11 protein-coding genes are annotated in these 13,436 nt (G+C 54.8%); 7 read left to right on the top strand and 4 right to left on the bottom strand.

Annotated elements, in window-relative coordinates:
- Positions 1-19: 19 nt before the first annotated feature.
- From AC5DDB_RS26290 to AC5DDB_RS26280, 3 genes are all read right to left on the bottom strand, one after another.
- Positions 20-880, bottom strand: a complete 861-nt coding sequence (locus AC5DDB_RS26290) for an SDR family oxidoreductase (RefSeq protein WP_491742739.1) — start codon at positions 878-880, stop codon at positions 20-22.
- 2 nt (positions 881-882) lie between these two features.
- Entirely contained in the window at positions 883-3,765 is a 2,883-nt protein-coding gene (locus AC5DDB_RS26285; protein WP_491742738.1) for a tetratricopeptide repeat protein, read from the bottom strand.
- 97 nt (positions 3,766-3,862) lie between these two features.
- On the bottom strand, positions 3,863-4,039 hold the full coding sequence (locus AC5DDB_RS26280) for a hypothetical protein (protein WP_491742737.1): 177 nt from the start codon (positions 4,037-4,039) through the stop codon (positions 3,863-3,865).
- Positions 4,040-4,062: 23 nt separating this feature from the next.
- On the opposite strand from AC5DDB_RS26280, the gene AC5DDB_RS26275 reads away from it, so the two are divergent.
- The 3 genes from AC5DDB_RS26275 to AC5DDB_RS26265 all read left to right on the top strand — a co-directional run bounded on the left by AC5DDB_RS26275 (position 4,063) and on the right by AC5DDB_RS26265 (position 6,598).
- Positions 4,063-5,625 (top strand): UxaA family hydrolase, encoded by a 1,563-nt coding sequence (locus AC5DDB_RS26275; protein ID WP_491742736.1) that lies wholly within the window; start codon positions 4,063-4,065, stop codon positions 5,623-5,625.
- Positions 5,626-5,650: 25 nt separating this feature from the next.
- The gene (locus tag AC5DDB_RS26270; protein WP_491742735.1) at positions 5,651-6,169 is read left to right on the top strand and encodes a DUF421 domain-containing protein; all 519 of its coding nucleotides are present in this window, start codon (positions 5,651-5,653) and stop codon (positions 6,167-6,169) included.
- A gap of 144 nt (positions 6,170-6,313) precedes the next feature.
- On the top strand, positions 6,314-6,598 hold the full coding sequence (locus AC5DDB_RS26265) for a hypothetical protein (RefSeq protein ID WP_491742734.1): 285 nt from the start codon (positions 6,314-6,316) through the stop codon (positions 6,596-6,598).
- Between the two features lie 104 nt (positions 6,599-6,702).
- Here the strand turns inward: AC5DDB_RS26265 and AC5DDB_RS26260 are convergent, their stop codons facing one another.
- The gene (locus AC5DDB_RS26260; protein ID WP_491742733.1) at positions 6,703-7,965 is read right to left on the bottom strand and encodes a hypothetical protein; all 1,263 of its coding nucleotides are present in this window, start codon (positions 7,963-7,965) and stop codon (positions 6,703-6,705) included.
- A gap of 207 nt (positions 7,966-8,172) precedes the next feature.
- On the opposite strand from AC5DDB_RS26260, the gene AC5DDB_RS26255 reads away from it, so the two are divergent.
- The 4 genes from AC5DDB_RS26255 to truB all read left to right on the top strand — a co-directional run bounded on the left by AC5DDB_RS26255 (position 8,173) and on the right by truB (position 13,292).
- Complete coding sequence (locus tag AC5DDB_RS26255) at positions 8,173-9,315, top strand: sulfotransferase (protein ID WP_491742732.1); 1,143 nt, start codon at positions 8,173-8,175, stop codon at positions 9,313-9,315.
- Between the two features lie 125 nt (positions 9,316-9,440).
- Positions 9,441-10,916 carry a lipopolysaccharide biosynthesis protein gene (locus AC5DDB_RS26250; protein WP_491742731.1) on the top strand — a complete coding sequence of 492 codons (1,476 nt, stop codon included), beginning with the start codon at positions 9,441-9,443 and terminating at the stop codon, positions 10,914-10,916.
- A 199-nt stretch (positions 10,917-11,115) separates the two neighbouring features.
- Entirely contained in the window at positions 11,116-12,324 is a 1,209-nt protein-coding gene (locus AC5DDB_RS26245; protein WP_491742730.1) for a glycosyltransferase family 4 protein, read from the top strand.
- Between the two features lie 83 nt (positions 12,325-12,407).
- Positions 12,408-13,292, top strand: coding sequence for a tRNA pseudouridine(55) synthase TruB (truB, locus tag AC5DDB_RS26240; RefSeq protein WP_491742729.1), 885 nt, complete (start codon positions 12,408-12,410; stop codon positions 13,290-13,292).
- Positions 13,293-13,436 lie beyond the last annotated feature (144 nt).

Raw genomic sequence — 13,436 nt, 5'->3', positions numbered from 1 at the left:
ACTGCTCGATTGGTTTGTGTTATGTCGTTGAATGAATCGCGTGGGGCAGACCGTCGTCGATAGTTGGATACCGCAGTTTCACGCCTAACGTTTCTATTAATCGTCGGTTGGAACACCGCTTGCCTTGCGATGTTTCTTGACCGTCCGCATGGAAAACCGGTGGCGGAGCACCCGTGAGTTCCGCGAGTTTCGTGTAATACTCTCGACGTTGAATCGGCCGATCATCACAGACGAGATAGGTGTCGGGTTCTTTCGCAAGTTCCGCTTGTAAAACGGATTGCACCAAATCATCGACATGAACGAGATTCAACCAACCATCGGGATTTGCGGAAATCGGCTCCTGATTCTGCAAACTCGAAACCCGCCGAAGCAACCGACCCGGTCCATAGATCCCCGCTGACCGCAACACGATCCCGATTCGACTTTCCTGATGGTTCCGCCAATACCCCCGCCAAAAATCGGTCTCGGCTTCGGCATTCGCTTGGCCGGATGCGGTGGCGGCAGCGGTCGGGGTGTCTTCGTCGACTTCGCTGCCATCGTCGACACCGTACACGCTCGTTGTCGAGATCAGAATCATTCGGTCGGGGAGGTTGGGGGAGTATTTCAGAAAGTTGTTCAGCCCTTCCACGTATGTCGCTCGCGGCGGTTGCCCGGAAGAGCGATCATGACTGACGGCATATAATAAGGTATCGACCGCCGGGATGACCGCCAGCGTTTCCGGACGCGTGATGTCCGCAATGACAGGTTCGATACCAAGCGAACGCAACGTATTCGCGTTCTCTGCCGATCGCGTGACAGCGGAGACTTCATGACCTTGATCTAGCCATTCCTTCGCCACGCGACGACCGACATACCCACAGCCGACAATCAGTTTTCTCATGCTTAGTTTGGTCCCGTCAGTTCGTCTGCCAATGTTTTCGCGGCTTGATTGTCTGCATCGTTCGCGAGCACTTCATTGACGAGTTTCCGCGCCTCGGCAGTGCGATTCGCCAAGCGATAGGCTTTCGCGAGTCCCAAACGGTTGGTGTTGGTTGGGTCGAGTTCCATAAGGACTTCGTATTCGCGGATCGCCGACTTGCTGTCTTTCTGATGTAGAAACGCTTCACCGAGAATCTCGTGGGTCTCGACATCCATCACGTCGATGTGAACGGCCGCCATCCCGTGTCGAATCGCGTTTTTGTAGTTCTTTTCCTCGTACGCCATCTCAGCGAGTTTCTGCCGGACGGATGCGTTGTCGCTGTCGTATCGAGCAAGTTCTTCGAGAGCGACTCGCAGGTTTTCTGTGTCATCCATTCGCAAGTACGCGGCCGCTTGCCCCTTGAGCCATGTCAAATCGTAAGGAAACTTCTCACGGCCCAATTCGTACAACTCCGCCGCCTCGGCGTTCTTCTTGAGAGCGATCTTGAGTTTCGCCAGCAACTCCAACACCTTCGCATGTGGCTCATCGCGGTCGAGCACCGTTTCCAAGTGAGACACCGCCGCGTCAAAATCTTGTGACTTGATCGCCAATGTCGCAAGCACCAATCCGGCCTGGGGTGGTTTTGCGTCCGTTGCAAGGGCCTTCTGTGCTAACTCTTCCGCCTGATCAAGTTTGCGGATGTCGAGCAACGCCGCCGCGTATGCCGCCATTCTTGCGGGGTCCTCGGGGTCGGCTTGATATTCCTTCTCGACTTCCGCCAGCGTTTTTGTTTCCTCTTGCGGACGACTGCCTTGAATGTCTTTCACAATCTCATCGAGGAACTTGCGATAACCGGCTTCGAAGTCTTCGAGCGAGATTCCGAAGACCTCCGGAATGGCCTTCTCCGTGGGAAGATTTCGACGGTACGCATCGAGCAACTTCGGAATGGTGTCTTGGCCGAAGTTCTCGATCATATACTGGGCGTACAACTTGCTTTGACAGTATGCGAACTGCCAATCGGTAGGCGATTCCGGGCGGATGAACCCATCGTTCAGGTTTTTGAGCGTGCGGATATTTCCCTGCGGTACGCGTTCGGCGAGCAGGCGATTCCACTCCTCGGGGCGGGGGATGTTCTCGCTCGTGACGGCCAAGGCCTCCGTGAACCAATGCGGGATATTAAACTGTGTTTGCTGCAGTGTGATGATATGGACATACTCGTGCTTCAAGACTCGCGCCCAGTCGAACGCCTTGTCACCGGCCGTCGGAGACGTCAGAGCCACAATCATGCCTGTGGAAGCGCCGACGGTTTGAATCCACGGCAGACCGACCATCCGGGCACTGAACCACTGATGCCCGGACAGCCCCTTCGAATTATGGAAAATTTCGAAGATCGTCCGTCCCGGCGGTTCGAAGTTGAATTGCTGAGTGAGTTCCGGGTAGATGCTTTCCAAGTACTCCGCCATGTACCGGCCGAGAATTTTGTCGGCTTGGGAATCGACGCGGATCACGAAATGCTCGGTGGAGATCGTCTCATAACCATCGAGCAGTTTGAGCACCTTCCGCATATTGCTCACACGGACGTGAAACGGATCGGCTTGAAAAGCATCGTCCAGAATTTCCCGCGCGGCATCGTTCTGCCCGGTCCGCATGGCGAGCAACCCGAGATTCGTTTTCGGATCCGATAACTCCGGCATTGTCTGCGTTGCTGCTCGGTAAAACTGCTCGGCCAACTCGAATTTGCGACGGCCTTCGAGCGTTTCACCGACGAGATTCAAAAACGGTCCCGGATGTGGATTTCGCTGCGCTAACTTGGTGACCAACTTTGTGAATCGATCCGGCTTGGCGAGCTTGACCTGATCGATCGCATCGAGACGGCTAAGCAACTCGCTAAGTTGTTTCTCAGCAGGCGGACCGTCTTGGATGAGGTACAACGCTGCCAACCGAGCCAGCGTGCGTTGGTTATGTGGGTTGACCGCAAGGGCCTTGTCGATCGCCTCTTTCGCCGCACCCAAGTCGCCCGCTTGCAGTTGGTAATCCGCTTGGAGTTGCAACGCACGCACATGTTGGGGATTGATGGCCAACGCTTGTTCGATAAGTTCGGCCAGCTTCTCCATCTGATGTTTCTGGAACGCCGCATCTGCTTGAGAAGCCAACACGTCCGCCACACGCGGATTGATCGCCAGAGCGGACTGGAACTCCGGCATCGCTTGCGCCCGGTTGTACTTTTCGAGCAACACCTCGCCGGAGAGATGAACCGCCTGCCAACATTGCGGGTCGTTCTTCAACGCATCGGGGCAGAGCGTGTTGATGATGAACCGGAAAATCTGCGAGGAACTCTTCCAGCGGGCGTACTGCAAACTGCCTCGCGCGACAAGCAATAAGTCTTCCGCGTCTTCCGGTTGGGCTCGGTTGTAGTACCGCACGAACCACACATACCCGTCGAGTGCCTCTTTCTTGCGACCAGTTTCTGCATGCGTGTCCGCTAACACCAACCGGGCTCGAAGATGATCACCGTCGAACTTCAATGCCTGCTCCGCAGTTTTCTCCGCGGCTGCATAGTCGCCCCGTCGAAACTGCAATTCGGCGAGTCGGGCTTGAAGATCGGCACTTTTCGGCAACGATTCGACGGCTTTCGTCACCACATTGACAGCTTCGTCCCAGCGTCCCACGGATTCGTGAACGTCGCTGAGTCCCAACGCGACCGCAATCTGCGTACGTTGGTCGGTGGAGTCCGCGAGTTCTTCGTAAGCCTCTACCGCCTCGGCATAGCGACCTTTTTGGAAGTGTTCACGAGCGGAATCAATCGGCGAAGCGGCATCCTCAGCGAAACCGAACAGGCTCGCCAGCAACACAAATTCGAATCCCATGACCGTTCCTCCGACTCGCAGACCGATATGAATCGCTTCCTCGAAAGTATCGCATCGAAAGGGCAATGACCAGACCGACGGGCGCGGCCCGTGAGTTTTAATTCTGGGTCAGCCGTAGCACGTCCCAGAGCGAAGCGATGGGCGTGGCGAACGTGGAATCCCCGCTTTTCCCGTTGGTCATGGCGTGCCACCCAAGATAATCCTCCCATGCGGGGAAGGTTCCTTGTGACCGAGCCAACCGCGCGGCTACGCTATGTCGATTGCGTGATTCCACCGCCTCTATTTGTCCTGTGAACTATGCCGACTCAAACGACCACTCCGCTGCTGCAACTTCATCCCGATGACAATATCGCCGTGCTGACGGTTTCGCTCGAAGCCGGTCGGGAGTTGGAAACAAGGCGGCAGGGAACGATTACTCTGCGAGAGCCAATCGAGTTCGGGCACAAGGTTGCGATTGCAGAGATTTCCGCCGGCCAGCGAATTCTCAAGTTCGGGCAAACGATTGGCTTTGCCACGCAAACGATTCAGCCCGGTGAATGGGTGCACGCTCACAACGTGGGCTTGGGCGATTTGACGTTAGACTACGCATTCGCTTCGGAAATCCCACCGGCACCCGAACCGATTCTGAATCGAACCTTCGCCGGTATTCGACGAGCCGACGGACGAGTCGCGACACGCAATTATTTGGCACTTGTCAGCACAGTGAATTGCTCCGCGACGACCTCGAAGTATATCGCGAAAGAGATCAACGAATCGCTGCTGGCGGATTATCCGAACATCGACGGTATCGTGGCACTCACGCACAAAGGCGGATGTGCGTTTGAGTACGGCGGGACCGACCATCAGCAACTCGCGCGCACGTTGGCCGGGTTCGCAAAGCACCCCAACATCGGCGGGTACCTCGTGATGGGTTTAGGATGCGAAGCCTCACAGGGATCGTTTCTGGAAGAACAGCACGGTCTGGTGCAGCTCGAAACTCCGGGCTCGAACGGAAAATCGCGAAAACCGCCGGTGGTGATGAACATCCAAGACTACGGCGGGGTGCGGAAAACCGTGGACCGAGCCGTCGCGGTGTTGGCGGAGATGTTGCCGCGTGTGAATGACGTTGTGCGGGAACCGATCCCCGCAAGCGAGATCATCCTCGGCACGGAATGCGGTGGCAGCGACGGGAACAGTGGTATCACCGCGAATCCGGCAGTCGGAGTCGCCAGTGATCTGCTAGTCGCATGCGGCGCGACGAGTATTCTTGCAGAGACCACAGAGATCTATGGCGGCGAGCACCTCATGACTCGGCGGGCGGTGAGCCAGCAAGTTGGTCAAAAATTGATCGACTTGATTGATTGGTGGAAGGAGTATGCTGGAAAGTTCGGAATCGAAATCGATCACAATCGTTCCGTCGGCAATAAAAAAGGTGGATTGACCACAATTTATGAGAAGAGTCTCGGAGCCATCGCGAAAGGTGGCTCAACGGCCCTCAAGCAAGTCTATCAGTACGCGGAGGCGGTCACGGAGAAGGGTTTCGTCATCATGGATACGCCCGGGTACGATCCGGCGAGCGTCACCGGCATGATCGCAGGTGGGGCAAACATGATTGTTTTTACAACTGGGCGCGGAAGTTGCTTCGGATGTAAACCGGTGCCGACGATTAAAGTCGCTACCAATACGCCGATGTTCCGTCGCATGGAATCCGACATGGATATCAACGCAGGACGGATTCTCGAAGGGGCCAGCGTTCAGGAAGTTGGTGAGGAGATTTTCGAGAGAATCCTGGCTGTTGCCGGTGGAGAACACACGAAGAGTGAAGCTCAGGGCATCGGCGATGAGGAATTCTGCCCTTGGCAATGGGGGCCAGTCCTTTGACCGCAAAACCAGGAGTTAGAATTCGATGGACAATATTTTTTTCGATAACGTGGACTCACTTCTCCGAACGATGGTAATCGGCGTTTGTGGTTATGTGGGCTTGATCATCTTGTTACGCCTCGCGGGGAATCGAACCCTGGCAAAAATGAATGCCTTCGACTTGGTCGTGACTGTGGCGTTGGGATCGACCTTGGCCACTTTGCTACTCAGCAAAGATATCGCGTTGGCTCAGGGGTTGCTGGCGTTGGCACTGTTGATCGGCTTTCAATTTGTCATCACATGGGTCAGCGTTCGTGCCGAGTGGGTCCGTCATGTAGTGACCGGCGAACCGACGCTGCTGCTGTATCAAGGGGAATGTATGGAGTCGGCGTTGCGGAAATCACGCGTGGCCAAGGAAGAGATCGAATCCGCGGTTCGGTCATCAGGGCTTGCCCAATTGGAAGATGCCGCAGCGGTCATCCTTGAAACCGATGGTTCGCTCAGTGTGGTTCCGAACGATGCCTCAACACAGCAAAAAATTGCCGGCATCGACGTACCGAAATAACGTTAATAGATTAATGGAATCGCGGGTGTCATGCGTTTAGTCGATCCCGCGATCGATTGGATTCTGCCGTACAGAATTGCTAAACTTCGACTGAAAACACGGTGTTTTCAGAATACGAGAGTCGGACATAGAGGAATACATGCGATGTCGTTGAAAATGTTTTCGTTGCTGGCTGCGTTGATGATGGTCGTGGTCGGATGCTCCGCGGAGACCGGCGAGAAAGCCAAAGAAGCTGCTAAAGCCGCTGGCGAAGCTGCCGAAAGCGCTGTCGAAGATACCAAAGAGAACGCTGAAAAAGCGGTTGAAGCCGTGACCGGCAAAACAAAAGAAGCGGGTGAAGAAGTCGAAGAAGCGACCGAAGAAGCCGCTGAAGACACTAAAGAGGCCGTCAACGAAGCGGCTGAAGAAACTGAAAAAGCCACCGAGTAATTCGGGCAAAAATATCCGGCAAAACCAAGTGACGATCTTGGTCTGCTGGGAAACAGATTCGAGAAAGCCCAGGGGAGTGATCCTCTGGGCTTCGTTTGTTTTGCTTACGATACGATTTCGCTGATATCAATTAAATGCAATTGCCGACCGAGATCGCCATGCGGTGTGTCGATGACGATTTTCGTACCATCGGGGCTGTGTCGGGGATGGGTATCACATCGCCACTCACCACGATAGCGTTTCGGTGAGTGAAACTTGCCGAGCACAACTTTTCGCTTCGTCTGCGGATGGTACAGGTACACCGTTTGATTTCGGTCGCCATCAGGGTAGGTGTCGTTGATGATCCACTCGGTATCTGCAAGATACGTGCAGTGCCCGTCACGGGTCATCACATCTTGGCCGACGGCTTTCGGATTCGTCTCGTCCGCATCCTGGAACAAGTAAAACGCAGCCCCGTCAGATGGCTGTCGACTCCAGGCGAGAATCTGGTTCGGATCTTTCCAGATGAAATGACTCGTCAAGCCATTGTCGTCTACGATTCGCACATTGCTTCCATCGGGATCAGCGGTCAGCATGCGGGTTTGCCAACCGCGTTGACCGGGAGTCGTGTATCGATGCAGAAAGATGAAGCGGGAACCGTCAGTGTTGAACAGCAGGTGGTTGAACCAATGTTTCGATTTCGGATCGCCCACGGGGTTGCCATCGCGTGAAATGTCGACCGCGTCTGCGAGAGAGACGATGAGTTTTTTCTCTCCGGTTTCCAAGTCGACATGGAAGATGCCGGATTCTTCGGGAGCGAGTTCGTCGCGATGCGGGTCGGGCAGGCCGACGTATCCGTAACCGGGTCGGGTTTCCTGAATTCGACGAAAGTCCGCCGTCACCGCGGATTTTCCATCGGGGCTCAAACTGTAAATCGGTGAAGGGACCGTGCGTGTTTTTCCCGTGGTGATGTCGTGAATTCGGCAGACGTGTTGGTCGTCTTCACGATCGTTCCACAAGACTTGAGTCTTCGACCCTGGAACCCATTGCAACATGCAACCTTGTTGCCAACCCCAAGCGGTCGATGAACCGAGTTCGATCCATTCGTCATTGTTCTGCAGATCCACCATGCCAACGCGGATGCGGTCGTCCGCGGTGGGGGTGCGACCTTCGAACGAGACCTCGTTGCTCAGCAGATACCGCCCGGTCGGGTCGAATTCGAGTTTGTCGTAGTAACCGAACCAGTGGTGCTTCGGCCCGCGAGTGACCATGCGATGCGGGAAACGCACTTGATGATCTGCTGCCAATAACCTGGAGGACGCGCACAACGCTCCGATCGTCAGGCCGGAAGCGGTTTGCAAGAACGAACGACGAGTCAACGCGGGCATGAGGAACGGTCCTTCTTGGAATTGGATGTAGCGAAAAATCAACGGCAGGCCTGTCGCGAAATGGCGACACGATTGAATATTCCGCAAGCGAATGCATGGGTCGATGCAAACCTTGGGAAGTCAATGAAGATGCCGACTGTTCGGTAATGCAGGTGCGATATTGTAACAGCGTCGGTCTTTCATTCGTATTCAGTCTTGGGCAGTGTCATGAAGTTGAGTGTGTTCGGGCCGGTTCGCGGCTACTTGCGAAGATGTTTCTTCAGCGTGTTGCGTCAAGCACTGCAAACTCAAGACGGACGCGAACTGCTCGCTGATGTCTTTCCCGATCTCATACCGTCTGCAGCCGCAAACGAGTTCTCCCCGGAATTCAAGCACCGCACTGTTGGGCAACCGTATTCGAATTTAGGAACCGCAGATGCAACGGCCCGGAAACCGTTCGTGATTGTGACTTCGCGGTTTCGCAGTGGCTCGACATTCGTCTGGAACTTGTTTCGACATCTGCCGAATTGCACCGCCTACTACGAACCCTTCAACGATCGTCGTTGGTTCGACCCTCTGTCGCGGGGCACGCAGGTCGATGACACGCACCGTGCCGTCGACGACTATTGGCAAGAGTACGATGGGCTTTCGCATCTCGCAGAGTTCTATGAGTTCGATTGGATCCAACGACGTTTATTCATGCCGTCGACTGCGACAGACGAGAAGATGCAGCGATACATTACCGAGTTGGTAAACGCCGCATCGGGGTTGCCCGTGTTGCAATTCAACCGGGCGGATTTCCGTCTGCCATGGTTACGACGTCAGTTTCCCGAAGCGAAAATTATTCAACTGATTCGCCATCCACGAGACGTTTGGAACTCGATGACCGTTCCCTATCGTGCGGTCAGTCTAGACGATCGACTCCACAATTTTGATCCATTCGATTTGTATAGTTTGGGGTTATGGACCCGAGATTTGAAATTTGCGTTTCCATTTCTCCAGGCGTGCGAACACGAGCATCCCTATCGGGCTCACTACCTGATCTGGAAACTTTCCTGTGTATTCGGTCGGCAATACGCGGACGGTTGTTACCGCTTCGAGGATCTGGTCGGTCAACCGATGCACCATATGCAAGAGATGTTCTCCGTGGCAGGAGTGACTGATATTCCTTGGGAGCAACTACTCACGCTCGTCAAACCGCCACGCCCGGACCGCTGGCGTGAATATGCGGACGAAGCTTGGTTTCAAGCTCATGAAGCCGTATGCGATCGTCGTTTCGCCGACTACTTTGGTGCGGATTCGGGACCTGACCATCCAGCCGCCGCTACCAAACCGAGAACACAACCGGCCGGAATTCCTCATCCCGTTTGAGTGCCAAGGGATCGTGTGGTGAGTATCGCAGTTTCTCACTCACATCGATTCGCGTTGGCAACACAGTGCATTTTGTAAGTCGCACGCATCCGACAGTACACCCGTTAGCAGATGATATGTGACCTATGCGTTGGCATCGCGACCTTTTGAAACATTCTTCGATTTACAGTCTGGGTGAGATTCTCACGCGGCTGACGTCGTTACTGCTGTTGCCAATCTACACCCGTTTTCTCGCCCCGGCTGATTATGGGGTGATGGCGATCATCGATTTGCTAACGGGCTTACTCGCCATCGTGCTCGGAGGCGGATTGGCGTCGGCGGTGAGTCGGTTCCATTTCGACTATGAGGACGAACAGTCTCAGCGAGCGGTCTGGTGGACTGGTCTCACATTCGTCGCGGTCGTCGGCGGAATCGGTGTCGCACCGTCGTGGCTTATTCGCGAACAGTTGGCCGACTGGACGCTAGGCGAGTCGGTCGTCCACGGCGGCATGATCTATACGTTGGCACTCGGAACGATGTGGCTCGGATGCATCGAGCAAATTCCGATGATCTACCTGCGAGTCCGCAAATGGTCTGGCCGGTTCGTGTTGTTGTCGTTGTTTCGGTTGGCCCTGAACATCACGTTGAATCTCAGTTTGCTGGCGAACGGCTGGGGCTTGGAAGGCGTTTTGTGGGGGAACTTTTTGACTGGTGTGGTTCTCACCGTGGTTTCGGTTGGAATGCTCGCATGGCATCTGAAACGCTTCCGTTTTGACGTGCCGCTTTTGCAGAAGATGCTCCAGTTTGGTTCGCCGTTGATCATCATTGCGTTTCTTTCGATGTTGATGCATCAGGCGGATCGTTGGATTCTGCATCGCTACGCAACGATGGCGGAAGTCGGCGTGTACTCGTTGGCATACCGTATTGGGCAGGGATTGAATCAAATACTGCTGTTGCCATTCGCTTCAATTTGGGGCGTGATGATCTACGAAGTTGCAAAGCAACCGAACGCACCCACGGTGTATGCCCGTGTGTTCGACTACTACACGAAGTTCGCGGCACTGTTTCTGTTAGCCGGTGCAATCGCATCCCGAATGTTGATCAAGATTGTCGCGACCGACGAGTACGCCGCTGCCGCCGACATTATCCCGGTGATCTTGCTTGCTTACTTGGCGTACAGTTTGAACGATCATTTCCGAATACCGGTGCTCCTCAAGAAGAAAACGTTGAGCATGGTGCCCGTCTCGATTGTGGCGACCGTCGTCAACCTGGCGGCGAACTTTATGCTCGTGCCGACTTGGGGTGGCATGGGAGCGGCCTGGGCAACCGTGATTACTTTCGTCACATTCACCACGTTCGGTTTGTTCCTGTACCAACGTGGCGAACGGTATCCGTACCGGTTTATCGAGAGCTTCGGCGTGATCGTGGGAATGGCTGCAACGTATGGAGTTTGTCGTTGGACAACCAGCGGCACGGATTGGCAATCTGTCGCGGTTGGGGCCGCGGTCTGGTTTGCCTGGGCGGTTGTGCTATTCGCTAAACCGGCGTGGACATACTGGCGAGGAACGCAACGCTCACTGAAAACATCAGGACTCGGTTCGTCGGTGTCCGCCACATCCTAGATCGCGTTACGGACTTCTCTCTCAGTCGCAGACGGGAAAACGCTTTTCATATTTCCGTCTTCAACAAACGACAACCACGATGATCAAAAGTCCGTGGCTCGACTTGTCGAGTCAGTAAGTTCTGCCAGTGCGCGGGTTTTCTCGCGAAAGAGACAAACAATTGAACAACTTTTCGCAGCCCACACCGTTCGAACAAAACGTGGGACAGCCTCTCCGACCAGCATCGTTAAGCGATTCCAACCCCAGCCTTGGTTTGATTGACCCGCGACTCATCTCGGTACCGGAGATCAAAGCCGGTGTCGCTCGACCGATGTTCGTTCTCAATTCGACGCTTATGGGGGGCGGGATGCATGCGGTGCTGACTTTATTGCGGGAACTCGTTCATCGACGATATTTTCCGACGATTGTTCATCCGGGAACTGGGAATGTCTTAGACGCGTTTCGTCAGTTTCCCGTTGAAAACCGTGTAATGGAGTATGAACAACCAAGTTGGCGAGAGCCTGTGCGGACAACACGTTCTATCCTCCGGTGGATGCGTTTGATTCGACGGACTCGAACGAACTTAATCTACGTGTCCGAACCTTTGACCGCCCGCATCGTGGTCATCGCTGCTCGAATGTGTCGTGTTCCTACGGTGCTCCATGTGCACTGCGATGTGGAACCTGCGTTTGCCCGCTGGATGTACCGTTGGATGCCCTCGCCGGACTTATTCATTTTCAATAGCCAAGCGCTTCGTCAGGATACTTGGCCGAACTTTCAGGCATGTTCTCCCCATTCTCAAGCCGTTGTGATTCGGAATGGAATCGATTTGCAGCGATTCCGACCCAGTTCGAATGTTCCATCGAACGCACGGACGTCGCAGCGTTTGCGTGTCGGAATCATCGCGAACTTGTTGCCGATCAAAGCCCACGACTGTTTTCTGAAGATGGCTGCCGAACTGGAACGTCGCGGGTTCCATGCAGAATATCGGATCATCGGGGATGATTCGCAGAATGCCACTTGGTCGACATCGATGAAGTCGCTGAGTACTGAACTGAAACTAGAGCATTGTGTGCAGTTTCGCGGTTATCGAGCGGACATTCCCGCAGAGATCAACGAACTCGACGCGGTTGTGTGTTGCTCGCACGCGGAGACATTCGGTTTGTGTGTTGCCGAAGCAATGGCGTGTGCCAAGCCGGTGGTGGCCACCAAAGTTGGAGGACTTCCAGAAGTGGTCGAGGATGGCGTGACCGGCTTACTCGTACCTCCGAACGATCCGTTTGCACTCGCCGACGCGGTCGCGAAACTTCTCCTCGATCACGAATGGCGGACCGAACTCGGACGTTGTGGTCGCGATCGGGCATTACGTCTGTTCGGCAGCGATTCCTACGCCGAACACATTCTCTCCGCCTGCGAAGAACTGCTGTAGTTGGGATTTAGGATTTCGGGGCGAGAAACTAGGATGTGACTTGTTTACGCTAAACCTTAAATCCTCATCCCTAACACTTACACATGTTCGGACTGCTCAATATCAATAAACCCGCCGGTTTGACGTCTCGGCAAGTCGTGAATCGTGTGCAGCGACTTGTACGTCCGGCGAAAGTGGGACACGCCGGCACACTCGATCCAATGGCGACCGGCGTGTTGATCGTGTGTATTGGACCGGCGACGAAACTGATTTCGTTCGTGCAACAGCAGACGAAAGTGTATCGCAGCGAATTCGTGTTCGGCCAAACGAGCAACACCGACGATAGCACCGGCTACGTGCTGAATGTGATCGACCACGAACCATTCACCCGTGAGCAACTCGACGCTGCACTTAGCCAATTCCGTGGCGAAATCTCACAAACTCCGCCACAGTTTTCGGCAGTGAAAGTCAACGGACAACGCGCGTACAAATTGGCCCGGCAGGGGCAGTCCGTCGAAATTCGCTCGAAGACGGTACGCATTGATCGTTTGGACGTCACGCGATTCGATGCCCCCAAACTGGAGCTCGAAATCGAATGCGGATCGGGCACGTACATTCGTTCGATCGCCCGTGACTTAGGTCGATTGCTCGAGTGCGGGGCCGTCATGAGCCGACTCGAACGCACACGGATCGGTGAGTGCTCCGTCGAAGACGCCTTGGATCTTGATGAACTCTCGCCGGAAACGATCACGAAGGCCTTGTTACCGCCGACGATGGCCACAAAAGAATTGCCGACGTTCACCGCCAAGGAATCGGATTGCGAGCGTTTGCGGAACGGCCAATGGTTGACGTTGGAGCCACACGCCGATTGGGAAGACACACTGATCGCGGTGCATTCCCCAGACGGGCAACTCGTGTGTTTGGCGAACTACCGTACCAGCGACCGCTCACTTGCCCCGAAACAAGTCTTCCCGGTAGCAGAACCGTAGAGTGCATCGCAACGCACCTTTGTCGAGCAGCGATCTGAAGTGGTGCGTCACGTACGATTTCGCATTTGTCAGCGATAACGAGTGCCACCGCAGGAAATTGCATCGATTTAGCGTCGTGGGTGGCATGCCCACGGTTTTACGTGG

This window comes from Thalassoroseus sp. (assembly GCF_984380535.1).
This window is presented reverse-complemented; position numbering and strand designations above follow the sequence as displayed.

Coding starts and splice junctions, on each gene's coding strand:
- AC5DDB_RS26290 (WP_491742739.1), bottom strand. CDS start 880: ATGAGAAAACTGATTGTCGGCTGTGGGTATGTCGGTCGTCGCGTGGCG.
- AC5DDB_RS26285 (WP_491742738.1), bottom strand. CDS start 3,765: ATGGGATTCGAATTTGTGTTGCTGGCGAGCCTGTTCGGTTTCGCTGAG.
- AC5DDB_RS26275 (WP_491742736.1), top strand. CDS start 4,063: ATGCCGACTCAAACGACCACTCCGCTGCTGCAACTTCATCCCGATGAC.
- AC5DDB_RS26270 (WP_491742735.1), top strand. CDS start 5,651: ATGGACAATATTTTTTTCGATAACGTGGACTCACTTCTCCGAACGATG.
- AC5DDB_RS26265 (WP_491742734.1), top strand. CDS start 6,314: ATGTCGTTGAAAATGTTTTCGTTGCTGGCTGCGTTGATGATGGTCGTG.
- AC5DDB_RS26260 (WP_491742733.1), bottom strand. CDS start 7,965: ATGCCCGCGTTGACTCGTCGTTCGTTCTTGCAAACCGCTTCCGGCCTG.
- AC5DDB_RS26255 (WP_491742732.1), top strand. CDS start 8,173: ATGAAGTTGAGTGTGTTCGGGCCGGTTCGCGGCTACTTGCGAAGATGT.
- AC5DDB_RS26250 (WP_491742731.1), top strand. CDS start 9,441: ATGCGTTGGCATCGCGACCTTTTGAAACATTCTTCGATTTACAGTCTG.
- truB (WP_491742729.1), top strand. CDS start 12,408: ATGTTCGGACTGCTCAATATCAATAAACCCGCCGGTTTGACGTCTCGG.